This is a genomic window from Stenotrophomonas sp. AS1, assembly GCF_048957655.1.
Lineage (GTDB): Bacteria > Pseudomonadota > Gammaproteobacteria > Xanthomonadales > Xanthomonadaceae > Stenotrophomonas > Stenotrophomonas bentonitica_A.
Genome location: NZ_JARVXM010000008.1, coordinates 490,963 through 513,067, shown reverse-complemented (window position 1 = coordinate 513,067; position 22,105 = coordinate 490,963). Strand labels below are relative to the sequence as shown.

Genomic DNA, 22,105 nt, shown 5'->3' with positions numbered 1-22,105 from the left:
GCTTGGGCCAGGCCGGCTTGCCGCAGGCCCCCGGAGCGGGCATAATGCGCGGCTCGCTGTGTCCAAAAACCTTTGGATCGGTGGCCGGGAACACGTCATCCGGCCCGCCCTCGACAGCGTAACCCTTTGATTCTCATGACGTGTGGCGGGAAACCGCCGAGGCCGCCGTCGCCCGGGCTATGGGCTGACAACTACTTTATCGAGGTGCGCAATGTCCCGCGTATGCCAAGTTTCCGGCAAGCGAGTGCAGACGGGTAACAACGTCTCGCACGCCAACAACAAGACCCGTCGTCGTTTCCTGCCCAACCTGCACGAGCGCCGCTTCTGGGTTGCCAGCGAGAACCGCTGGGTCAAGCTTCGTGTTTCCGCGCATGCCCTGCGCACCATCGACAAGAACGGCATCGACTCCGTTCTGGCTGAGCTGCGTTCGCGCGGCGAAAAGGTCTGAGGAGTAAACGATCATGGCAGGCAAGCGCGATAAGATCCGTCTGATTTCGACGGCCAACACTGGCCACTTCTACACGACGGACAAGAACAAGAAGAACACCCCCGGGAAGATGGAATTCCTGAAGTACGATCCGGTCGTGCGCAAGCACGTCCTGTACAAGGAAGGCAAGATCAAGTAATCCGCGAGGATGCTTGAGCTTCCCGAAAAAACCCGCCCCTCGTGGCGGGTTTTTTCATGGGCCGCGCCCGGGCCCGCACCCGGCATGAGCGGTTGCATGCAGCGACCCATGGCAGAATGCGGTTCCCCTCCCGACGGGCGACGCGATGCTGTTCGAGTGGCTGCTGGGTTCGTGGTTGTTGATGCTGGATTGGCTGATCCGGCTGGCCGCGCTGTTCTGGATTCCCAGCCGCACCACGCCCGGTGCCGCGCGCAGCTGGCTGCTGCTGGTCGGCTTCGTGCCGCTGCTCGGGCTGCCGCTGTACCTGCTGTTCGGCCACCCCTGGCTGTCGCGCCAGCGCGTGCAGCGCCAGGCCGAGGCGTCCCAGGTGATCCGCGAGGAACAGGCCCTGCAGCCGCCGCTGCGCTGGACGCCCGCGCCGGATACCGCCACCGCCGAGATCGTGCCGCTGATCGAGCGCCAGGGCGATTTCATGCCCATCCACGGCAACGCGGTGGATCTGCTCAACAACTACGACGCTTCGCTGCAGGCGCTGATCGAAGACATCGACCAGGCGCGCGAACGCGTCCACCTGCTGTACTACCTGATGTTCGACGATGCGGTCGGTGAGGCCATCGTGCAGGCACTGCAGCGCGCCGCGGCGCGTGGCGTGCACTGCCGGTTGCTGCTGGATGCTGTCGGCGCCAAGCGCGGGCTGCGCCACTATCGCCACCGCCTGCAGGCGATCGGTGTGGATGTGCGCGCGATGTTGCCCGGTGGCCTGCGCTGGCGCCGCAGTGGCCGCATGGACCTGCGCAACCACCGCAAGATCGCGGTGATCGACAACCGCGTCGGTTACATCGGCTCGCAGAACCTGGCGCGGGCGCAGTTCGTGGCCGGGTTCCCGAACAAGGAACTGGTCGCGCGCGTGCGTGGGCCCGTAGTCGCCCATCTGGAGGCCGTGTTCGCCAGCGACTGGTACATGGAAACCGGACAGCGCCTGGATGTGTTGACCGCAGTGCCGGTGTGCTCAGCCGATGTCCCGACCCAGCTGCTGCCCAGCGGCCCGGCGTATCCCTTCAGCAACGCGCGTGATGCGGTGAACGCGCTGATCCATCTGGCCCGGCGGCGGATCGTGCTGGTCACGCCCTACTTCGTGCCCGACGAAGCGACCTTGAGCGCGCTGCGCATCGCTGCGCTGTCCGGCGTGCAGGTGCAGCTGATCCTGTCGGCCAGCACCAACCAGCGGCTGACCTCCTGGGCGCAGGAGGCCTACTACGACGAGCTGCTGCGCAGTGGCGTGCGCATCGCGCTGTATGCGCCGAACTTCCTGCACGCCAAGCACCTGACCGTCGATGAAGATATCGCGCTGGTCGGCTCGATCAATCTTGATATCCGCTCGTTCGCGCTCAATGCCGAGATCGGCATGCTCTGCTACGACGCCGGCATGGTGCGCCAGCTGGCGCAGATCGAAGCGGACTATCTGGAGCAGTCGCGCCAGCTGGATCTGGCGACGTGGCGCCAACGTCCGGCCTGGAAGCGCAGCCGCGAAGGCATCGCGCGGCTGGCCGATGCCTTGATGTAGTCCGCTGTGACGCACGTGGACGGCCGGTCCACGTGCATCGCCTACAATCGGGGCATGACTGCGTCCGATACCCATCGCCAGTGTGATCTGGCCATCGTCGGCGGCGGCGCTGCCGGCGTCCTTGTCGCACTGCAGGCGCTGCGCCATGCCGAGCGGCCGTCACGCATCGTGCTGTTCGAGCCGGCCTCGGTGCTGGCCGAAGGCATCGCCTACGCCACCCCGTGGCCCGAGCATCTGCTCAACGTGCCGGCCGGCAAAATGAGCGGGCTGCCGGACCAGCCCGCGGATTTTCTCGATTACCTGATCGACAGCGAGGCGATCGCCGATGTGCCGCGCGAGGTGCTGGCCGAACAGTTCGTGCCGCGCCGCCATTACGCTGCCTACCTGCGCCAGCGCCTGGAACAGGCGCGCGAACGCAGCGTGGCGGTGCTGGAGGTGGTCGAACAGCCGGTCTTCGCGCTGGTTCCCCACGCACAGGGCGTGCAGCTGCGGCTCGATGACGACGTGACCTGGAGCGCCCAGCGCGTGGTGCTGGCCTGCGGCAACAGCATGCGCCCGCTGCCGGTGCCCGGTGCCGACGCATTGCCGCCCGCGCAGGCGGTGGAGGCCTGGGATTACGACGGCGTGCGTGTCCTGGCCGGCGATGACGATCTGGCCATCATCGGCTCGGGCCTGAGCATGGCCGACAGCGTGGTCGCCCTCGCCGCCGCCGGTCACCGTGGGCGCATTTTCGTGCTCTCGCGTCATGCGTTGCTGCCGTTGCCGCAGGCGCATGGCGCATCCGTCACCTTCGATCCGCAGCCGCTGCTGGCGATGTCGCTGCGCCAGCGCATGCGGGAGCTGCGTGCGCAGGCCGATGCCGCCGTGGCGCGGGGCATCCCGTGGCAGAGCGTGATGGACCGCGTCCGGCCGATGGGCCAGGCGCTGTGGCTGAGCTTGAGCGAGGCCGACCAGCGCCGTTTCCTGCGCCACGTGGTGCGCTATTGGGACGTACACCGACACCGCATCGCCGAATCGGTGCACGCCCAGGTGGCCGAACTGGAGCGTCGTGGCCAGCTGCAGCGCCACCGCGCCCGCCTGGACACGCTGCTGGTGCAGGAAAGCGGGCTGCAGCTGCACGGCCGCAGCCCGGACGGTGGCCTGCCGCCATTGACCGTGGGCGCGGTAATCAACGCCACCGGGGTGGAGACGCGCGCGCTGTCCATGCGCAATCCGCTGATCCGGCAGCTGCTGGCCGACGGGCATGCCCGCCCGGGCCCGCATGGCCTGGGCCTGGATACCACGGTGGAGGAGGGCGGCCTGATCGACGGCCATGGCCAGCCGCAGCCCGCGATCCGGGTGGTCGGCAGCCTGCGCATCGGCACCCTGTGGGAAAGCCTGGCGATCCCGGAGCTGCGGGTGCAGGCCGAACAGGCCGCCCGACGCAGCCTGGGCTGACGGCGACATCCTTTCCGGGGCCGTGCAACCAGCCGCAGAGCCACCTCATGCCACCCTTTCGAAATATGCATTGGTGATGGGGCAGAGACGGCTCTAGGCTCGTGTGTTTCACAGAGGGAAATGCCCATGTCGTCCAGCCCCGACCGGACCGCCACCCCTGCCCCTGCGAGGGCCACGCTGCGCGCACTCACCTTGCTGGGCGCCATGCTGGGTCTGGCCGCCTGCCATCGTCAGGCACCCGCTGATGGCGCTGTTCCGACCGCTCGGGGTGCCGAGGCAGCTGCCGCCGCCACCGCGCTGGGCGACATTCCCGCCTGTCCGGCGGGTGCGAGCGTGATGGAGGGATGGAACGATCGTGCCCCGCCACGGCGTATCTTCGGCAATACGTGGTACGTGGGCACCTGTGGCCTGGCGGCCGTGCTGGTGACGTCCGATCAGGGCCATGTACTCATCGATGGCGGCACGACACCGGCTGGCCCGCTGATCGAGGCCAATATCCGCGCACTGGGCTTCGACCCGCGCGACGTGACGTACCTGCTGAACTCGCACGAGCATTACGATCACGCCGCCGGCCTGGCGCATCTGCAGGCGGCCACCGGTGCACCGCTGCTGGCGCGGGCCCCTGCCGTGGCCACCCTGCGCAATGGCAGAAGCGACCGCGATGATCCACAGTACCTTGAGGAAGGCGCAGCATTTCCACCGGTAGCGCAGGTTCGGGCCATCGGCGATGACGAGGTCGTCCGCGTCGGTCCGCTGGCATTGACTGCCCACGCCACCCCGGGCCATACGCCGGGCGGAACCAGCTGGACCTGGCGTTCATGCGACGCTGGGCGATGCCTGGATATCGCTTACACCGACAGCGTCAGTGCGATCTCCGATGCGCAGTACCGCTATATCGATCACCCGCGGATGGTGGAGGCCTTCCGGCGCGGCCTGGACCGCTTGGCCGCGCTTCCCTGCGACGTGCACGTAACGCCGCATCCACTGGGCAGCGACCTGTTCGCCCGTCTGCAGAACGACGCGGCCTCTCCGCTGGTCGATGCCGGCGCCTGCCGCCGCTACGCACAGCAGGGGCGCATCAACCTGGACAAACGGCTTGCCGAGGAAGCGGCCGGACGCGCGCCCTGACGCAGGGGCGGCCCGGAGGGCGTAAAATGGGGACATGGATGTTTCCCACTTGCTCGACGGGTTGAACCCCGCCCAGCGCGAAGCTGTGTCCGCCCCGCCCGGCCACCATCTGGTGCTTGCCGGTGCCGGTTCCGGCAAGACCCGCGTGCTTATCCACCGCATCGCCTGGCTCAATGAAGTCTGCGGCGTGCCGACCCATGGCATTTTTGCGGTGACCTTCACCAACAAGGCCGCCGGGGAGATGCGTCACCGCATCGACCTGCAGCTGCCGCAGGGCAGCCGCGGCGCCTGGATCGGCACCTTCCACGGCCTGGCCCACCGCCTGCTGCGCCTGCATTACCAGGACGCCAAGCTGCCCGACAGCTTCCAGGTGATGGACTCGGACGACCAGCTGCGGCTGGTCAAGCGCGTGGTCCAGCAGCTGGAGATCGACGACGGCAAGTTCCCGCCGAAGCAGATCGCCTGGTGGATCAACGAGCAGAAGGACGAGGGCCGCCGCCCACAGCACATCCAGCCCGAGCCGCATGATGCGTGGCTGGAGACCATGCGCCAGGCCTACGCGGCCTACCAGGAACGCTGCGACCGTGCCGGCCTGGTCGATTTCGCCGAGCTGCTGCTGCGCGCGCATGAACTGCTGCGCGACAACCCGGCCCTGCTGGCCCACTACCGTTCGCGCTTCCGCGAAATCCTGGTGGACGAGTTCCAGGACACCAACGCCATCCAGTACGCCTTCGTGCGCGTGCTGGCCGGCGACAGCGGCCACGTGTTCGTGGTCGGCGACGACGACCAGGCCATCTACGGCTGGCGCGGCGCCAAGGTCGAGAACGTCCAGCGCTTCCTGAAGGATTTCCCGGGTGCGCAGACCGTGCGCCTGGAGCAGAACTACCGCTCCACCGCCAACATCCTCGGCGCAGCCAATGCGGTGATCGCGCACAACCCGGACCGCATCGGCAAGGAGTTGTGGACCGACAGCGGCGACGGTGATCCGATCGATCTTTACGCGGCCTACAACGAAATGGATGAGGCGCGTTACGTGGTCGAGCGGGCGCGCCAGTGGGTGCGCGACGGCGGCAGCTACGGCGATGTGGCCGTGCTCTACCGCAGCAACGCGCAGTCGCGTGCGTTCGAAGAAGCGCTGCTCTCCGAGCAGGTGCCGTACCGCGTGTATGGCGGCATGCGCTTCTTCGAGCGTGCCGAAATCAAGGACGCGCTGGCATACCTGCGGTTGATGACCAACCGCAACGATGACGCCGCCTTCGAACGCGCGGTCAACACGCCAACGCGTGGCATCGGCGACCGCACCCTGGATGAAGTGCGCCGGTTGGCGCGCGCCCAGGCGATCTCGCTGTGGGAAGCGACCATGCTGACCACCCAGGGAAATGCGCTGGCCGCACGCGCACGCAACGCGCTGGCCGGCTTCCTGGTGCTGGTCAATCAGCTCCAGGCCGAAGCGGACACGATGACCCTGGCCGAACGCATCGACCACGTGCTGATGCGCTCGGGCCTGCGCGAGCACTGGTCCAAGGAAAGCCGCAACGCGCTGGATTCGGAATCGCGCGCGGACAACCTGGACGAACTGGTCTCGGTGGCCTCGCGCTTCGTGCGTCGCGAGGATGACGTCGAAGAGACCCAGGACATGAGCGAGCTGGTCGCCTTCCTCGCCTACGCCTCGCTGGAGGCTGGCGAAGGCCAGGCCCAGGCCGGCGAAGAGGGCGTGCAGTTGATGACGCTGCACGCCGCCAAGGGCCTGGAATTCCCGCTGGTGTTCCTGGCCGGCATGGAAGACGGCCTGTTCCCGAGTGCACGTTCGCTGGAAGAAAGCGGCCGGCTGGAAGAAGAGCGTCGCCTGGCCTACGTGGGCATCACGCGCGCGCGCCAGAAGCTGGTGCTCTGCTACGCCGAATCGCGTCGCATCCATGGCCAGGACAACTACAACGTGCCCTCGCGTTTCCTGCGCGAGATCCCGCGTGAGCTGGTGAACGAAGTGCGCCCCAAGGTGCAGGTCTCGCGCGGCACCTCGCTGGGCGCCAACCGGGTGATGGGCCATGCGGCGCTGGAAGCACCGCCGCTCAAGCTGGGCGCGATGGTCAACCATCCCAAGTTCGGCGAAGGCATGGTCACCGACTATGAAGGCAGCGGCCAGCACGCCCGCGTGCAGGTGGAATTCATCGAAGCCGGCAGCAAGTGGCTGGTGATGGCGTATGCCAACCTGACGGTGATCTGATCACCGTCGGGGGCCGGGAATTCCTGTAGAGCCGAGCCATGCTCGGCTGCTGTAGGCGGGGAAAATCAGCCGAGCATAGGCTCGGCTCCACAACAGCGGTCGGTCGTCAGCCGGTGGTGAACGTCTCCACGGCTGCCACCACCCCGGCGCGTTCCATCAGCTCTTCATGCTGACGGTTTTGGATCAGCACGTAGCGCCCTTCCTCCGGCGACAGCACTTCGATCACCTCGTCGCGATAATTGGTGATCTCGATGAAGCCATCGCTCACTCCGTTGAGGTTTTCGATCTCGGCCATCAGTGTCTCAAGACTCACGATGGCCCCGTCCTTGTCCGCTCCGCCGCCAGTCCGGGGGTTGTCGAAATACAGGCTGATCTTCGGTTGCCTGATCCTGCGCCAGTTGTTGACGTCGACGATGTGATGCGTGGACCACTTGAAATCCTCTTCTGATTCGTTGCCGCTGAACTCGCACTGGAAGATCGGCAGACACAGGAACAGGTCGGTTCGATTCGCACTGCGGTTCAGGAGCCCGTGATACGTGCTGGGAACCGCTATCGCGTGGGTGAATCCATAGATGTTTGGTGGAATAGCAAAAATCGTCGGTCTGTCATGAGACAGGTGGGACGGCGCGCTCAGCCCTACGCTGGAAGCGAACTGCGGATCATGGATGTCCTTCGAGGTGATCGCCAGATCATGCCCGTCGGCGTTTCGCAGGCAGCAATAAAGCGTGTACGTCGCAACGACGTATTTGCCAACGTAGCAACCATGGGCTTCGCCGACCTCGCCAAATTCCCTCAACAGCTCATCTCTGGTGATCATGGTTATCTGGACAGTGGGGAAGCCCATGATGGCTGTCGGAACCTTCGTCAGCAATGCAATTTGTTTAGATTGTCCTGTGGGGTCAGATCCCTTTTCCGATGGAAAAGGAATCCGCCCCCGATTACGCTGCGAGCCATGACCCGCAACGTACTTTTCCTTTGCAGCCAGAACCGCCTGCGCAGCCCGACGGCCGAGCAGGTATTTGCCGATTGGCCCGGTATCGAGACCGCCTCGGCAGGGCTGCTGGCCCACGCCGAGGAAGTGCTCAGTCCGGAGCAGCTGCAGTGGGCCGACCTGGTCTTCGTGATGGAGAAGGAGCACCGCAGCCGGCTGTCCAGTCGTTACAACGCATGGCTGGGCGGCAAGCGGGTAATCTGCCTGGATATCCCGGACGACTACGAGTACATGGACCCGGTGCTGGTGGAGTTGCTCAAACGTAAGGTGGCGCCGTTCCTGCGTTGACCGCGCTGTTGTAGCGCCGAGCCATGCTCGGCTGCTTACTGCCGAAAGGCAGTCGAGCACGGCTCGACTCTACACATGGGAGCCGGCCAGCGGCCGGCACTACAATGGGCGGCATTCCTTTCGCGCAGGCCCCCGCCATGACCGATTCGCCGCTGCACGTCACCGTGAAGTTGAACGCCAAGCTTCAGCCCGAGCATCGCCACGAGCTGTTCGAAGATCCACTGGATGCCCTGCTGGGCACTGCCGAACTGGGCGAGATCACGGGCGGTGGCACCGCGCTGACCGACGACGGCGAAGTGGACTATGGCGATATCGAGATCGCGTTGAACGATCCGGCCTCGCTGCCCGGCGTGATCGAGCTGCTGCAGCAGCTGGGTGCACCCAAGGGCTCGCTGATCCAGCGCGAAGGCGTTGCCGATCAGCCGTTCGGTGTCACCGAGGGCCTGGCGTTGTACTTGAACGGCACCGACCTGCCCGATGAGGTCTACGAGCAGTGCGATTCGAACTACGTGTTCGAGCAGATCGTCGAGCGTATCGAAGGCCACGGCGAGATCTGCAGCTGGTGGCAGGGCCCGACCGAGACGGCGCTGTATCTGTATGGCGCCTCGTTCGACACGATGCACGAGCGTATCGCCGATCTGCTGGCGAGCTACCCGCTGTGCCAGGGCGCGCGCGTGGTACGCACCGCCTGATCGATCAACACGCCGGCGCGTGGCCTGCCGCATAGCGCAGGCCACGGCGCAGCTGCGCGCGGACATTCGGGTCGCCATACACCGCCACATCGTGGCCCAGCCCGGTATACCAGCTGCGGCCGCCATCGAAGGGCCGGCACCAGGCGATGGGATGATCGGCGCCCATGGTGCCGCCGTCGTAGCGCGATTCGTCCACCGTCGCGATGACCTGCACCATCCCACGGGGATTGCGCCGGTAGTTGTAGAGCTCATCGCGGATCGGCCAGGCCACTCCGGAAGCCTTCCCGTCCCGTTCGGGCTGCACCAACGTGTCCTGCAGACCTTCCGGGTGTTTGTGGAACCACGCGCCCACCAGCTCGCCATACCACGGCCAGTCGTATTCGGTATCCGCGGCAGCGTGCACGCCCATGAAACCGCCGCCGTTGCGGATGAACTGCTCCATGGCGGCCTGCTGCGTGGCGTCGAGCACATCGCCGGTGGTGTTGGCGAAGACCACGGCGCGGTAGCGGGCGAGGGTGTCGGCGCGGAAGTCGCGCGGATCCTCGCTGTGGTCCGCCCTCAATCCGGCCTCGGTGCTCAGCTGGCGCAGCGTCGCCACGGCCACTGGAATCGAGTCGTGGTGGAACTTGGCGGTGCGGGTGAAGATCAGGATGCGGTCGGCGCCGGGTGGGGCGGCAAGCCCGGCCATCGGGAGCAGGAGCAGCGAGCACAGCAGGGCGATGAGCAGTCGGCGCATGCGCGGAGTCTGTCACGGGCCGTGTCGCCTGGCGTCCTGCGCTGCAGCACGGGCAACGCATGCGTGCGCGATCGGGCAGGGGGCGGGGCGGGCGGGCACGCTTCATCCCGGATCCTCCCCGGCTCATCCCGGATTTCACGCGCTTCGTCGCGTGCCGCTTGTCGCTTCCAAGGGCGGCGCCCAGAGTCTGCCCCTGTCCGCTGGGAGCGCACTCGTGAACAAGGGAATTCCGTATCTGCTTGCTGCACTGGTCCTGCTGACGTGGTCGGCAGGCTGGGCCGAGCCGGTGCTGGCCCTGGTCCACCACGCGCAGAGCTGCCTGGCCGGCGGCGGCGACTTCGATCTGCTGCGCCTGCGCTGCCAGCCACAGCCCAGCGTGGTGTGCATCGGCCCCGCAACGTTGTGGTTCTGGCTGAGCGGCGTCGTCTTCGCGGTGGTGGCACTGCTGGGCACGCGGCGTGGCGCACGCTGACACGCGCGTGCGCAACCGGCATCATCGGGCTCTGTCTGATGGAGGCCACATGGGTCCGAGCGAAAAGGAAAAGATGCTGTCCGGGATGCCGTATCGTCCGGGCGACCCGGAACTGCAGGCCGAGATGGCGGCGGCCAAGGTCTGGATGGTCCGTTACAACGCGGCCCTGGCCGAAAGCCCGGCCGTGCGCTGCGCGCTGTTGCGCGAGCAGCTCGGTGCGGTCGGCGAAGGCGCGGTGATCCGGCCGCCGTTCCACTGCGATTACGGCAGCAACATCCGCCTGGGCCAGGGCGTATTCCTCAACTACAACTGCGTGATCCTGGACGTGGCCGAGGTCAGCATCGGCGATGGCACCCAGATCGGCCCGGCGGTGCAGATCTATGCGGCCGACCATCCGCGCGATCCGCAGGCACGCGCGCAGGGCCTGGAGTCGGCCAGGCCGGTGCGCATCGGCCGCAATGTCTGGATCGGCGGCGGCGCGATCATATTGCCCGGCGTGACCATTGGCGATAACGCGGTGGTCGGTGCCGGCAGCGTGGTCACCCGCGATGTACCGGCCGGTGCGACGGTGGTGGGCAACCCGGCACGGGGAGTGACTGTACGCACCCACGGCGATTGATCCAGCTCAAGGCACCGCGTCCACATCGGGTGTGCAATGGTGATGTTCCCATTGCCACCCCAAGGAGCTCTGCCATGTACAAGCGCATCCTGATCGCCACCGATGGTTCGGAGCTGGCTGAAAAAGGCCTGGCCAAGGGCCTGGAGCTGGCCAGGGACCTCGATGCCGAGGTCGATATCGTGACCGTCTCCGAGCCGTGGGCGGTGGGCATGTACGACGCCATGGGCTGGAGCGTGGGCTACATGAACACGCCCGAGTACAAAGCCGACCGCGAAGAGACCGCGCAGAAGGTGCTGCAGCCGGCCAAGGCCGCCGCCGAGGCGCAGGGACTGCGCACCACCACCGTGCACGTGCTTGACCGCTATGCCGCCGACGGCATCATCGATACCGCCACTGAACGCGGCAGCGACCTGATCGTGATGACCTCGCATGGTCGCCGTGGCGTCACCCGTGTGCTGCTCGGCAGCCAGACCGCCGAAGTGCTTGCACGCAGCACGGTACCGGTACTGGTCATCCGGTAACGGGGAAAGCGGTAGTGCCGGCCGCTGGCCGGCTCCCAGGTTGGCCCGATGCAGGCGCAGCCGGCCAGCGCCCGGCACTACCTCCCCCTTCGTCGCAAAGCGTGCGCGTCCGATCCGTCGCAAAGCGCGAGCGCCCGATCAATCGCAAAGCGTGCGCGTCCGATCAGTCGCGCAGCTTCAACGTCTGCGATTCATCCAGCGTGCCATCGGGCTGCAGCACCACATAGCGCTCGCCGTGGCGGTCGAACAGTACCGGGATCGGGTCGCGGAACAGCGGGCGGCGCACGAAGCGCAGCTGCCAGCCGAAATGCTCCAGCGTTTCCACCGCCTGGCGCTGCTCCGCCGTCAGGCCGGCGCGCAGTTCAGCCGGGTTCGGGGCAGTGCGGCGTTCGGGTGTGGTCATCGAGCGTAGGCGTGCAGGGACGGGCGTGTTGCCCCGGCCACCGCGTGCGGACACGGGGGGCGGCCGGGCGGACAGCGCCGCGGTTCACCAGCTGTAGAGCTTCCAGTAGACCGGCGAGACGCCGTCCTTGTCACTGTCCATGCGGCCATCGCCGTTCTGGTCATACATGTAGAACGGGGCACCGCGCGACGGGGTCACCTTGACCATCCGCAGCTGGCCACCCACCCGGTATTCCTCGATGGTGTCGCCGTTGTCCTGGACCGTCTTGACCACGTCGGCACCGGTGACATCGACCGGGGGCCTGCCGCCGCCACCGGTGGCACAGCCGGCCAGCGCGAGCAGGCCTGCGAGCAACAGAATCTTCATGGGCCGGGAGTCCTTGGGCGAAGAGGGCCTGATTATGCCCGATGGATCGTGAGCCCGGTGCCGACGACGGTCAGGGCCGGGCGCGTAGAATCGTCGCATGAGCCGATTAGTCCTGATTGACGGGTCCAGTTACCTGTATCGCGCGTTCCACGCGCTTCCGCCGCTGACCAACGCACACGGTGAACCCACCGGCGCATTGTTCGGTGTGGTCAACATGCTGCGCGCCACCCTGAAGGAGCGCCCCGAGTTCGTCGCTTTCGTGGTCGATGCGCCGGGCAAGACCTTCCGTGACGACCTGTACGCCGACTACAAGGCCAACCGCCCGCCGATGCCCGACGACCTGCGCCCGCAGATCGAGCCGATGTGCCGCATCGTCGAAGCGCTGGGCCTGAGCATCCTGCGCATCCCCGGCGTGGAAGCCGATGATGTGATCGGCACGCTGGCCCTGCAGGGCCACCGCGATGGCCTGCAGGTCACCATTTCCACCGGTGACAAGGACTTCGCCCAGTTGGTCCGCCCGGGCATCGAGCTGGTCAACACCATGACCGGCAGCCGCATGGATTCGGACGCGGCGGTGATGGAGAAGTTCGGCGTGCGTGCCGACCAGATCGTCGACCTGCTGGCGCTGATGGGCGACGCGGTGGACAACGTGCCGGGTGTGGAAAAGTGCGGCCCCAAGACCGCTGCCAAGTGGCTGGCCGAGTACCAGCACCTGGACGGCGTGATCGCCGCGGCCCCGACCATGAAGGGCAAGATCGGCGAAAACCTGCGCGCGGCGCTGGAGCGCCTGCCGCTCAACCGCGAGCTGGTCACGATCCGCACCGACGTGCCGCTGGAGGTGACGCCGCAGACGCTGCCGCTGCGCGAGCCGGATGTGCCCTCGCTGAGCGAGCTGTACCTGCGCTACGGTTTCACCCAGGCCCTCAAGGAGCTGGGCGGCCCGGTGCCGGCCCCCGCTGCCGCCAGCGATGCCCCGGTCAGCCTGCGCGGCACCGCGGCCGGCTACGCCCGCGGCACGGCGGAGGAGGCGGTGGTGCCGGTCGACCCGGCGCTCTCCGCCCCCGGTGAGTACGAGATGGTGCTGACCACTGAGCAGCTCGACGCCTGGGTGCAGCGCCTGGCCACGGCCGAGCTGATCTCCTTCGATACCGAGACCGACGCGCTGGACGCCATGCGCGCCAACCTGGTCGGCATCAGCCTGGCGGTCGAGCCGGGCCGGGCGGCCTACATCCCGGTCGGCCATGATTACCCGGGTGCGCCGGCCCAGCTGCCGCGCGAGCAGGTGCTGGCAGCGCTGCGCCCTGCCCTGGAAGACCCCACCAGGAAGAAGCTTGGCCAGCACGGCAAGTACGACCTGCACGTGCTGCGCCGCCACGGCGTGAACCTGCAGGGGTACCACGACGACACCATGCTGGAGAGCTTCGTGCTCAATTCCACCGCCACGCGCCATGACATGGACTCGCTGGCGATGCGCTACCTGGGCTACACCACGATCAAGTTCGAGGAGGTGGCCGGCAAGGGCGCCAAGCAGATCTCGTTCTCGCAGGTGGGCCTGGACGAAGCGTGCCGTTACGCTGCTGAAGATGCCGACGTGACCCTGCGCCTGCACCACGCGCTGCAGCCACAACTGCAGGCCACGCCCTCGCTGGACGGCGTCTACCGCGACATCGAGATGCCGCTGGTGCCGGTGCTGGCGCGGATCGAAGCCAATGGCGTGCACATCGACATGGCCGAGCTGCGCCGGCAGAGCCAGGACCTGGGCTCGCGCATGCTGGCCGCCCAGCAGAAGGCCACCGAGCTGGCCGGGCGCACCTTCAACCTGGATTCGCCCAAGCAGCTGCAGGCCGTGCTGTTCGACGAACTGCAGTTGCCGGCACTGGTGAAGACGCCCAAGGGCCAGCCCAGCACCAACGAAGAGGCGCTGGAGGCGATCGCCGAGCAGCATGAACTGCCGCGGGTGATCCTGGAGTACCGCGGGCTGGCCAAGCTGCGCAGCACCTATACCGACAAGCTGCCGGAGATGATCAACCAGGACACCGGGCGGGTACACACCAGCTACCACCAGTCCGGCGCCGCCACCGGCCGGCTGTCCTCGTCCGACCCGAACCTGCAGAACATCCCGATCCGCACCGAGGACGGCCGCCGCATCCGCCGCGCCTTCGTCGCCCCGCCGGGCCGCAAGATCCTGGCCTGCGATTACTCGCAGATCGAACTGCGGATCATGGCCCACCTCTCCGAAGACCCCGGCCTGGTGCGGGCCTTCGAGCAGGGCGTGGACGTGCACCGGGCGACCGCGGCCGAAGTCTTCAGCCGCAGCCTGGAGGAGGTCACCTCCAACGAACGCCGGGCCGCCAAGGCGATCAACTTCGGGCTGATGTACGGCATGAGTGCGTTCGGGCTGGCCCGCAACCTGGGCATCGACCGCGGCCAGGCCCAGGATTACGTGGCGCTGTACTTCAGCCGCTACCCGGGCGTGCGTGATTTCATGGAACGGATGCGCCAGCAGGCCCGTGACCAGGGCTACGTGGAGACCCTGTTCGGCCGTCGCCTGTACCTGAACGACATCAACGCCCGCAACCAGGGCCTGCGCGCCGGGGCGGAACGCGCCGCCATCAACGCCCCCATGCAGGGCACGGCGGCCGACATCATCAAGCGCGCCATGGTGAAGGTGGACAGCTGGCTGCTCGACCACAGCGACCAGGCCAAGATGATTCTGCAGGTACACGACGAACTGGTCTTTGAAACCGAAAGTAGTTTCCTCGATACCTTGCGTTTGAAAGTCGTTGAATTGATGTCGTCAGCGGCCGAACTGCGGGTACCGCTGGTGGTGGATGCCGGCGTCGGTGATAACTGGGATGAGGCACATTGAGGCCTGAATCACAGTCAAAAGGCTGAATTGGTTCATTGCGCCACGATAATCTGACTGTTGGATGAATGTTTCCGGAAAGAGGGGCGGATTAATTGGGCCCCTTCACGAACTATCAATGTTCGGAGTGCTTTGATAGACCTCGACAGGCGCAATGCCTGTTGTGGATCTCTCCCATCCCCTGGAGCAGATCTCGGAACGGGGGCTCCTCCCCAAGCACCCGTTCCCCGGCCCCGCTAACCTCCCCCTGGTTGGCGGGGCTTTTTATTTGTGGCGCCGAAAACAGCCCCTCCGCGCCGCCCGGCCATTGCCTCGCAGCGGGTGCCGGCCCATGCTGGCTGGACGAGTCCGGGGAAAGGCAATGAGCGACCTGTTTGCATTGGCCATGCCGTGGTGGGAATTCATCCTGCGCGCGGTGGTGGTGTACGTGGTGGTCCTGGGCATGGTCCGGCTGTCCGGCAAGCGCGCGCTGGGCCAGATCACCCCGTTCGACGTGCTGCTGATCGTGTTGCTCGGCAACGCGGTGCAGAACGCCCTGCTGGGCCAGGACACCTCCCTGGGCGGCGGTCTGCTGCTGGCGGCGACGCTGATCTCGATCAACTACGGCGTGGGCTGGCTCAGCACGCGCAGCCGACGGATGGAAACCCTGGTTGAAGGCGAGCCGATCCTGATTGCCCGCGACGGCAAGGTGCTCGATTCCGTGCTCAAGCGCGAACTGGTCACCCCGGCCGATCTGGACGCGGCGATGCGCCAGCAGGGCTGCCTGTCCATCGACGATGTCGCCCTGGCCGTGCTGGAGATCAACGGCCACATCACGATCGTGCCGAAGAAGGCGTAGAGCCACCCCATGGGTGGCTGCCATCTTTGGGACCGCAGCCACCCATGGGGTGGCTCTACCCGACGGGTGCCACCCATGCACCGCATGCGAAATCCATGCCGGCCCATGCGGTGGCGCGCTGGGTTACACCCAGTCGCGCGGCACGAGATAGTCGGCCAAACGCGCCTCGTCGCTGCCGACCTCCGGCTGGAAGCCATACTCCCAGCGCACGCGCGGGGGCAGGCTCATCAGGATGCTCTCGCTGCGCCCACCGCTCTGCAGCCCGAACAGGGTGCCGCGGTCGTAGACCAGGTTGAACTCGACATAGCGGCCGCGCCGGTACAGCTGGAATTCGCGCTCGCGCTCGCCATACGGCGTGTCCTTGCGGCGCTCGACCAGCGGCAGATAGGCGTCCATGAAGCCATCGCCGACCGCGCGCAGATACGCAAAATCGCGCTCGAAGTCACCATGCAGGTCGTCGAAGAACAATCCGCCTACGCCCCGCGTCTCGTTGCGGTGGCGCAGGAAGAAATACTCATCGCACCAGCGCTTGTGCGCCGCATAGCGCTCTTCGCCGAAAGGTGCGCACAGATCGTGCGCAACCTGGTGCCAGTGCCGCACGTCTTCGTCGATCGGGTAGAACGGGGTGAGGTCGAAGCCCCCGCCGAACCAGGACGCCACCGCCACGCCATCGCGCTCGGCGCGGAAGTAGCGCACGTTGGCGTGCGTGGTCGGCAGGTAGGGATTGGCCGGATGGAACACCAGCGAGACGCCGGTCGCGCGCCATGACGCGCCGGCCAGCTCCGGCCGGTTCGCCGAGGCCGATGGCGGCAGGCGGGTACCGGCCACATCGGAGAACCCGATCCCGGCCTGCTCGAACACCGCGCCATCGCGCAGGATGCGGGTACGGCCACCGCCACCCTCCGCACGCTGCCAGAGATCTTCGGCAAAGCGGGCCTGGCCGTCGGCGGTTTCGATCGCCGCACAGATGCGGTCCTGCAGGTCGGTCAGATACGCGCGGACGCGGTCGAAGTCGTTCATGGCGCTACTTTACCGCAGGCCGGTGCACGGCCTGCGTGTGCTCAGTGGCCGCTCTTGCGGTTGCGGTTGCTGCTGTCCTTTGTCGCGGCAGGGGCCTGGGCCGGCGCATCGGCATCGTCGTCCGCCTCGGCCTCGGCGGCCATGCGCTCGGCGATCTGCTCCAGCCCGGCGCTGATCTGCAGCAGGCCCCAGTTGCGGGTCGCGTGCACATCGCAGGCGACGTGGGTACCGTTGCCGTCCTTTGCGCAGATCGCGGCCATCTGCTCGGGCAGCGCCTCGTCACCGGTGTGTTCGTAGACGCTGGCCAGGTTCTCGCAGCCCTCGCGCACGCCGGCGGTGCACAGCGTCAGATAGAACGGCGACGCCTCGGCCCAGCGGTTGCGCAGCGCCAGCTGATGACCAGCGGCATTGCAGCCCTGCAGCTTGCCGGCCGCGCAGCACGCCTGGGCACCGCCTTCGCGGGCCAGCGTCGGGCAGTCCTGCGGCAGCGGGGTTTCGACGAAGACCACCGGCGCGCTGCACTGCTGCGCCTCGCCGGTGTGTGCGTAGTAGCTGAAGCGGTTCCAGCTGTCCATGCCGATGAGGTTGCCATTGGCCAGGCGCTTGAAGACGAAATCGTCGCCCTGGTCGTGACGCACGCGGATGTCGCCATCGACCAGGCGCGCGCGCAGTTTGCCACCGAAGCCGCTGTCGATCATGCCGCCATCGCCGAACGGCAGATGGTCCATCAGGCCCTGGCTGGCCACATAGCTGCCGCAGGGCAGGGACGTGGCTGCCACCGGGCTCAACGCCGTAGCGTCCAGCCCGGCCAGCGGGGCGGCCCGCTCACAGGCGCGCGGGTCGTGGCCCCGGGTGCAGGCCCGCTGCAGTGCGTCGCGGGCGGGAACCAGGCGGCCGGCGTCCCACAGTGCTTCGGCGGCCTTGGCGCAGAACGTGCCGCCGGTCTGTGCCTGGCAGATCGCGGTGATCTCATCGAGCTGCGCGGCCGGGAGCGGCGAGGCATCAGCGGCGGCGAGGCCGCCGAGCAGGGCCTTGGCAAAGGCCTGGCCCATGGCGTCACGCGCGGCCTCCAGGCAGGCGGCCTGGTCGTACTGGGCGGCGTCGGGCTTGCAGACCTCCGGCTCGTCCCTGTCCGGGCTGTCGTCCTGCGTGGCGGCCAGCGTCCTGGCCTCGTGCGCCCCGGACTGGAAGTTGGCCAGCAGGCGCTTGCAGGCGGCCGGGACATCCTCGCGGCACCACTGGCGGAGGCGGTCGTTGCTGGCGAAAAGCATGTCGTCCAGGCAGGTGCCGATCTCGGCCCGGCAGGACGCAGCGGGGAACACCGTGGCGGGGCGACAGGCGGCCTTCTGCAGGCGGTACGCGTTGAAGCGGTCGCTGAGCCGGCGGCCGCCGTCTTCTATGGTCAGCGCGCCTACCCCGCCATTGTCCAGGTCGGCCAGCTTCAGCTCGTCGCTGAGGCGGCTGAGGAGGTACGGCTCGGGTGCCTGGCCGGGAATCTGCCGCACGCCTTCATTCGCACTGTTCAGGGTCAACGTGGTGCCGGTGTCCTCGGAGACGAACGTGCCGCACATCATCGCCTGCGCGGCTGCGGTCGCGGGCAGGCTGACCGCCGTGAGCAGGGTGAACAGGGTCGCGCGCCAGCCGTGGCGGCGCAGAAGGGGGAGGGAAACAGTCACACCATCATCCTTGCAGGTCGTGCAGCGCGCGGTGGCGCTGCGGGGGAATGTCAGCGGCGGAACAGGGCACGCACATCGGCCGCGCACAGGCGCACGATCAGCCAGCCCTGCAGCACCGCGAAGGCCAGCGCGGTCATGCCGGCAAGGCCGCTGCAGATCACGCGCTGCACGCGCAGTTCACTGCGCAGCTTGAGCAGTTCAATCGACATCGTGTCGTCGGGTATCTGCGCCAGCAGGTGGCCGAACGCATCGTCCAGCAACCACGCGGCGATCAGGTTGAGCACGGCGGTGACCGCCAGCAGCACGATGAACAGTGCCCATGCCCAGCGCCAGCGACGCAGCATCCCCCAGCACGCCGCACTGCCCAGCAGGCTGGACACGCACAGCAGCACGTTGGCGAGCACCGGGTGGGTCAGCAGCCAGCGCAGCGAGCCGGGCAGCCAGTGCAACTCCTCATCGGCCAGCAGCGCCTGCAGCGCCTCCGCGCCCGACAGTGGAATGGCAATCAGGGCCAGGACGGTCCACATCGCGGCCGAGGCCAGGCAGACCAGCAGCACGGACTTGAGCAGGGGGGCGAGAAAGGCAGGGGCGCCATCCCCGCTGGGGCGGGGCAGGGAGGAAGGCAATTGCGGGGGAAGCGACGCTGACATCCGGTGTCCTGGTTGGGCAGGCCGCAACGTCTAGGTCGCCGCCACCGCGTTCGCGGCCGCGGGCAGGATATGGTCTGCGCTCAACGGTGCCAAGCGCCGCCCATGCGGCGGGCGCAACGGCACCCAGGCCAGTTCGGCGATTTCCGCCTGTGCCCGCGGCGTCCCGGTGATCGTGACCAGGAACGCATGGGCCCGTACGCGATGCCCGGCTTCGTGCACCGCCCACGCCTCGAAGCGGCCCAGCGCCACGGCGCTTCCGGCCACCAGGGTGACGCCGAGTTCTTCGTCCAGCTCACGCGCCAGGGCAGCCAGCGGTGCCTCGCCCGGATCGGGCTTGCCACCCGGCTGGATGAAGGTCGCCGTGCCCTGTTTGCGTACCACCAGCACGCGGCCACCGGCATCGCAAACGACCGCGGCGACGATATCGATCGTCGCCGCGGCGTGCTGCACGTCAGTGGGCACCGACGTCATCGCTGGCTTACTTCAGGTTCTCTTCGAACAGCTTGAGGATGCGCTTGTACTGGTCCAGCCAGGAATCGGCACGCACATAGCCGTGGCGTTCCAGCGGGTACGGCGCGATCGACCAGTTGTCCTTGTGCAGCTCGATCAGCTTCTGGGTGAGGTTGACCGAGTCCTGGAAGAACACGTTGTCATCCATCATCCCGTGCGCGATCAGCAGGTGGTCCTGCAGGCCGTCGGCGTATTCGATCGGCGACGATTTGCGGTACGCCTCCGGGTCGATGTCCGGGGTGTTGAGGATGTTGGCGGTGTAGCCGTGGTTGTACTGGTGCCAGTCGACCACCGGGCGCAGCGCGGCGCCGGCCTTGAACGTGCCCGGCGAGCGGAACAGCGCCATGAAGGTCATGAAGCCGCCGTAGGAACCGCCGTAGATGCCGGCGTGGTCACGGTCGCCCTGCTTGGTCTGGACCAGCCAGTCCAGGCCGTCCTTGTAGTCTTCCAGTTCCGGGTGGCCCATGTTGCGGTAGATCGCCGTGCGCCAGTCGCGGCCGTAGCCGGCGCTGCCGCGGTAATCCATGTCCAGCACCACGTAGCCCTTCTGCACCAGCAGGTTGTGGAACATCTGCTCGCGGAAGTAGGCCGGGTACTGCTGGTGCACGTTCTGCAGGTAACCGGCGCCGTGCACGAACATGGCGATCGGGTACTGCTTGCCCGGCTCGAAGGTGTCCGGGCCGTAGTACTTGGCCCAGACCACACCGGCACCGTGCTTGGACGGCACCTGCACCAGCTTGGGCTGGATCCACTCGCGCGCCTTGAACTCGGCGGTGCGGGTGTCGGTCAGCACCTTGGCCTGGCCACCGGCGGCGGGCACCACGGCCAGCTGGGTCGGCAGGTAGGCACCGGAGTAACGCACCAGCAGCTGCTGGCCGTCCGGGGAGAGCGAGAAGTCCTCGACACCGTTGAGCGCGGTCAGCTCACGCACCTGCTTGCTGGCGGTATCGACCGCGCACACTTCGTAATCGCCCGGCGACTGCTGGTTGCACAGGAAGTAGAAGCCACGGCCATCGGCGCTGGGCACCGGCATCGAGGTTTCCCACTTGCCACCGGTCAGCGCCTGCGGCTTGGCCGTGCCCTGCTGGGTGTACAGGTGCGAGTAGCCGGATTCTTCGGACAGCAGCCACAGCGTACGGTTGTCGTTGGACCAGCCGAAATCGTTGAAGCTCCAGTTGATCCAGGCGCTGTCGGTCAAGCGATGACGCGTCTCCAGCTTGGCGCTGGCCGGGGTCACGCTGGCGATCCAGCGGTCCTTGTTGTCATTGGCGCGCAGCATGATCGCGGCCTGCTGGCCATCGGCGCTCCAGCGGATGCCGGGCGCGCCGGGGCCGCCCAGCACTTCCACCGGGCGGTTGCCCTTCAGCGCGTCCTTGCCGGCGGCCTTGCGCAGCGCGGCCAGCGGGTCGGTGGCGATGCCCGGCAGGCCGTCCAGCGACAGCGGCTTGACCGTGCCGGCGACGGCATCGACCAGCCACAGCGCGTTCGGCTCGGGATCGTTGCGGCCGACGCGAGTGCGGGTGTCTTCGAATTCTTCGTAACCCGATTCGGTGACGTACTTGGGCATCTTGCCGCCGCGGCCTTCATCGAAGCTCTTCGGCTTGGTGACCACGATCAGGGTGCGCGCATCAGGCGAGAGCACGCTGTCGACGATCTCCACGTCGGCGCCCAGATACACCGGGCCCGGTGCACGGGTGCCGTCGGCACGGCGCCAGCTGGCTTCCTGCGCCTTGAGCGCCTCGCGCTGGGCGCGGTCGTTGCGCAGCGTGGCCAGGGTGCGCAGCTGCTGCTCACGCAGGGTGTCGGCCTTGGGCGCATCGTCCGGGTTCTTCTCGGCCTTCAGGCTGGCCACCTGCTGCACGCCGGCGGCGGCGGTCCAATGGAACCAGTTCTGGCCGGTACGCCAGATCACGCCGCCATCGCGGGCGAAATTGACCGCGCCGGACTTTTCGGTGCTGCGGGTCAGCTGGGTCAGCGCGCCACTGCGCAGGTCACGCACGAACACATCGCCATTGCGCACGAACGCCGAGCGCTGGCGCGCGCTGTCGTAGACCGGGCTGTCCACGTCCAGGGTGCCACGCTGGTCATCGCCGACCTGCGCAGCCACGCCACCGGCGACCGGCTGGCGGAAGGTATCGCGCACCGGGCTGCCGGTGCGCTTGAGCTGGTACTCGACCTGCTGGCTGTTCCAGGACCACCACGCGCTTTCGACCGGGGGGCCGATCCAGTCCGGGTCGGCCATGGCCTGCTCGATGGTGATCGGCGTCGGCGCCGCATGGGCAGCGCCGCCAAGGGCGGCGAGCAGCAGCAGGGACAAAGGCAGCGTTCTGGGCATTGCGGGCGGCACCAATGAGGAAAACCCGCCAAGCGTAGCAGCCGCAAGGGCCGCGGGAAGGGGCCACAGGTCATGGGCGTGCGCTCATGAGCGACGGCCGGTGGGTCGGGCGCTGGGCCCCCATACCCTTTCCGGCGAATGTC

22 protein-coding genes are annotated in these 22,105 nt (G+C 67.3%); 13 read left to right on the top strand and 9 right to left on the bottom strand.

The window, feature by feature from the left end; translation table 11 throughout:
* The first annotated feature begins 211 nt into the window (after positions 1-211).
* The 6 genes from rpmB to uvrD all read left to right on the top strand — a co-directional run bounded on the left by rpmB (position 212) and on the right by uvrD (position 6,979).
* Entirely contained in the window at positions 212-448 is a 237-nt protein-coding gene (gene rpmB, locus PV764_RS16910; protein WP_019185625.1) for a 50S ribosomal protein L28, read from the top strand.
* Positions 449-458: 10 nt separating this feature from the next.
* Positions 459-626, top strand: coding sequence for a 50S ribosomal protein L33 (gene rpmG / locus PV764_RS16905; protein ID WP_172407465.1), 168 nt, complete (start codon positions 459-461; stop codon positions 624-626).
* A gap of 145 nt (positions 627-771) precedes the next feature.
* Positions 772-2,190 carry a cardiolipin synthase gene (cls, locus tag PV764_RS16900; protein WP_019185626.1) on the top strand — a complete coding sequence of 473 codons (1,419 nt, stop codon included), beginning with the start codon at positions 772-774 and terminating at the stop codon, positions 2,188-2,190.
* A 36-nt stretch (positions 2,191-2,226) separates the two neighbouring features.
* Entirely contained in the window at positions 2,227-3,627 is a 1,401-nt protein-coding gene (locus PV764_RS16895) for an FAD/NAD(P)-binding protein (protein ID WP_046272618.1), read from the top strand.
* 126 nt (positions 3,628-3,753) lie between these two features.
* Positions 3,754-4,755, top strand: coding sequence for a subclass B3 metallo-beta-lactamase (bla, locus tag PV764_RS16890; RefSeq protein ID WP_200899487.1), 1,002 nt, complete (start codon positions 3,754-3,756; stop codon positions 4,753-4,755).
* Between the two features lie 34 nt (positions 4,756-4,789).
* A complete protein-coding gene (gene uvrD, locus PV764_RS16885) occupies positions 4,790-6,979 on the top strand; it encodes a DNA helicase II (RefSeq protein WP_019185629.1) in 2,190 nt (729 codons plus the stop codon).
* Between the two features lie 106 nt (positions 6,980-7,085).
* Here the strand turns inward: uvrD and PV764_RS16880 are convergent, their stop codons facing one another.
* Positions 7,086-7,850 carry a hypothetical protein gene (locus PV764_RS16880; RefSeq protein WP_235318866.1) on the bottom strand — a complete coding sequence of 255 codons (765 nt, stop codon included), beginning with the start codon at positions 7,848-7,850 and terminating at the stop codon, positions 7,086-7,088.
* An 81-nt stretch (positions 7,851-7,931) separates the two neighbouring features.
* Here PV764_RS16880 and PV764_RS16875 point away from each other — a divergent pair, with 81 nt between their 5' ends.
* Both PV764_RS16875 and PV764_RS16870 read left to right on the top strand, forming a co-directional pair.
* Entirely contained in the window at positions 7,932-8,258 is a 327-nt protein-coding gene (locus PV764_RS16875; protein WP_019185631.1) for a low molecular weight protein tyrosine phosphatase family protein, read from the top strand.
* Between the two features lie 137 nt (positions 8,259-8,395).
* A complete protein-coding gene (locus PV764_RS16870) occupies positions 8,396-8,950 on the top strand; it encodes a hypothetical protein (RefSeq protein WP_026070161.1) in 555 nt (184 codons plus the stop codon).
* A gap of 4 nt (positions 8,951-8,954) precedes the next feature.
* Here the strand turns inward: PV764_RS16870 and PV764_RS16865 are convergent, their stop codons facing one another.
* Positions 8,955-9,686, bottom strand: coding sequence for a ThuA domain-containing protein (locus PV764_RS16865; RefSeq protein WP_019185633.1), 732 nt, complete (start codon positions 9,684-9,686; stop codon positions 8,955-8,957).
* A gap of 214 nt (positions 9,687-9,900) precedes the next feature.
* On the opposite strand from PV764_RS16865, the gene PV764_RS16860 reads away from it, so the two are divergent.
* The 3 genes from PV764_RS16860 (at position 9,901) to PV764_RS16850 (ending at position 11,298) form a co-directional block, all read left to right on the top strand.
* Positions 9,901-10,158, top strand: a complete 258-nt coding sequence (locus PV764_RS16860; RefSeq protein WP_019185634.1) for a hypothetical protein — start codon at positions 9,901-9,903, stop codon at positions 10,156-10,158.
* A 49-nt stretch (positions 10,159-10,207) separates the two neighbouring features.
* The gene (locus PV764_RS16855) at positions 10,208-10,777 is read left to right on the top strand and encodes a sugar O-acetyltransferase (RefSeq protein WP_019185635.1); all 570 of its coding nucleotides are present in this window, start codon (positions 10,208-10,210) and stop codon (positions 10,775-10,777) included.
* 74 nt (positions 10,778-10,851) lie between these two features.
* Entirely contained in the window at positions 10,852-11,298 is a 447-nt protein-coding gene (locus tag PV764_RS16850; RefSeq protein WP_019185636.1) for a universal stress protein, read from the top strand.
* A 163-nt stretch (positions 11,299-11,461) separates the two neighbouring features.
* Here PV764_RS16850 and PV764_RS16845 read toward each other — a convergent pair whose 3' ends face one another.
* Together PV764_RS16845 and PV764_RS16840 are read right to left on the bottom strand one after the other, a co-directional pair.
* A complete protein-coding gene (locus PV764_RS16845) occupies positions 11,462-11,701 on the bottom strand; it encodes a hypothetical protein (protein WP_019185637.1) in 240 nt (79 codons plus the stop codon).
* 84 nt (positions 11,702-11,785) lie between these two features.
* The gene (locus tag PV764_RS16840; protein WP_019185638.1) at positions 11,786-12,067 is read right to left on the bottom strand and encodes a DUF2782 domain-containing protein; all 282 of its coding nucleotides are present in this window, start codon (positions 12,065-12,067) and stop codon (positions 11,786-11,788) included.
* A gap of 97 nt (positions 12,068-12,164) precedes the next feature.
* Between PV764_RS16840 and polA the strand changes: the two genes are divergently transcribed.
* Both polA and PV764_RS16830 read left to right on the top strand, forming a co-directional pair.
* Entirely contained in the window at positions 12,165-14,936 is a 2,772-nt protein-coding gene (gene polA / locus PV764_RS16835; protein ID WP_421117131.1) for a DNA polymerase I, read from the top strand.
* Positions 14,937-15,294: 358 nt separating this feature from the next.
* Entirely contained in the window at positions 15,295-15,771 is a 477-nt protein-coding gene (locus tag PV764_RS16830; protein ID WP_421117130.1) for a DUF421 domain-containing protein, read from the top strand.
* A 123-nt stretch (positions 15,772-15,894) separates the two neighbouring features.
* Here PV764_RS16830 and hemF read toward each other — a convergent pair whose 3' ends face one another.
* The 5 genes from hemF to PV764_RS16805 are packed head-to-tail and all read right to left on the bottom strand — an operon-like array spanning position 15,895 to position 21,962.
* Positions 15,895-16,791, bottom strand: a complete 897-nt coding sequence (gene hemF / locus PV764_RS16825; protein ID WP_046272602.1) for an oxygen-dependent coproporphyrinogen oxidase — start codon at positions 16,789-16,791, stop codon at positions 15,895-15,897.
* Between the two features lie 41 nt (positions 16,792-16,832).
* Positions 16,833-18,467 (bottom strand): hypothetical protein, encoded by a 1,635-nt coding sequence (locus tag PV764_RS16820; RefSeq protein WP_421117129.1) that lies wholly within the window; start codon positions 18,465-18,467, stop codon positions 16,833-16,835.
* A gap of 50 nt (positions 18,468-18,517) precedes the next feature.
* Positions 18,518-19,117 (bottom strand): hypothetical protein, encoded by a 600-nt coding sequence (locus PV764_RS16815; protein ID WP_421117128.1) that lies wholly within the window; start codon positions 19,115-19,117, stop codon positions 18,518-18,520.
* 30 nt (positions 19,118-19,147) lie between these two features.
* Positions 19,148-19,567 (bottom strand): NUDIX hydrolase, encoded by a 420-nt coding sequence (locus PV764_RS16810; RefSeq protein ID WP_421117155.1) that lies wholly within the window; start codon positions 19,565-19,567, stop codon positions 19,148-19,150.
* Positions 19,568-19,595: 28 nt separating this feature from the next.
* Positions 19,596-21,962 (bottom strand): prolyl oligopeptidase family serine peptidase, encoded by a 2,367-nt coding sequence (locus tag PV764_RS16805; RefSeq protein ID WP_421117127.1) that lies wholly within the window; start codon positions 21,960-21,962, stop codon positions 19,596-19,598.
* Positions 21,963-22,105: the final 143 nt, after the last annotated feature.

What these genes read in the sequence shown, in the direction of transcription:
- PV764_RS16805 (WP_421117127.1), bottom strand. Translation starts at nt 21,962, where the DNA reads ATGCCCAGAACGCTGCCTTTGTCCCTGCTGCTGCTCGCCGCCCTTGGC.
- rpmB (WP_019185625.1), top strand. Translation starts at nt 212, where the DNA reads ATGTCCCGCGTATGCCAAGTTTCCGGCAAGCGAGTGCAGACGGGTAAC.
- PV764_RS16845 (WP_019185637.1), bottom strand. Translation starts at nt 11,701, where the DNA reads ATGACCACACCCGAACGCCGCACTGCCCCGAACCCGGCTGAACTGCGC.
- PV764_RS16875 (WP_019185631.1), top strand. Translation starts at nt 7,932, where the DNA reads ATGACCCGCAACGTACTTTTCCTTTGCAGCCAGAACCGCCTGCGCAGC.
- PV764_RS16850 (WP_019185636.1), top strand. Translation starts at nt 10,852, where the DNA reads ATGTACAAGCGCATCCTGATCGCCACCGATGGTTCGGAGCTGGCTGAA.
- PV764_RS16830 (WP_421117130.1), top strand. Translation starts at nt 15,295, where the DNA reads ATGAGCGACCTGTTTGCATTGGCCATGCCGTGGTGGGAATTCATCCTG.
- PV764_RS16855 (WP_019185635.1), top strand. Translation starts at nt 10,208, where the DNA reads ATGGGTCCGAGCGAAAAGGAAAAGATGCTGTCCGGGATGCCGTATCGT.
- hemF (WP_046272602.1), bottom strand. Translation starts at nt 16,791, where the DNA reads ATGAACGACTTCGACCGCGTCCGCGCGTATCTGACCGACCTGCAGGAC.
- polA (WP_421117131.1), top strand. Translation starts at nt 12,165, where the DNA reads ATGAGCCGATTAGTCCTGATTGACGGGTCCAGTTACCTGTATCGCGCG.
- PV764_RS16815 (WP_421117128.1), bottom strand. Translation starts at nt 19,117, where the DNA reads ATGTCAGCGTCGCTTCCCCCGCAATTGCCTTCCTCCCTGCCCCGCCCC.
- PV764_RS16870 (WP_026070161.1), top strand. Translation starts at nt 8,396, where the DNA reads ATGACCGATTCGCCGCTGCACGTCACCGTGAAGTTGAACGCCAAGCTT.
- bla (WP_200899487.1), top strand. Translation starts at nt 3,754, where the DNA reads ATGTCGTCCAGCCCCGACCGGACCGCCACCCCTGCCCCTGCGAGGGCC.
- uvrD (WP_019185629.1), top strand. Translation starts at nt 4,790, where the DNA reads ATGGATGTTTCCCACTTGCTCGACGGGTTGAACCCCGCCCAGCGCGAA.
- PV764_RS16865 (WP_019185633.1), bottom strand. Translation starts at nt 9,686, where the DNA reads ATGCGCCGACTGCTCATCGCCCTGCTGTGCTCGCTGCTCCTGCTCCCG.
- PV764_RS16840 (WP_019185638.1), bottom strand. Translation starts at nt 12,067, where the DNA reads ATGAAGATTCTGTTGCTCGCAGGCCTGCTCGCGCTGGCCGGCTGTGCC.
- cls (WP_019185626.1), top strand. Translation starts at nt 772, where the DNA reads ATGCTGTTCGAGTGGCTGCTGGGTTCGTGGTTGTTGATGCTGGATTGG.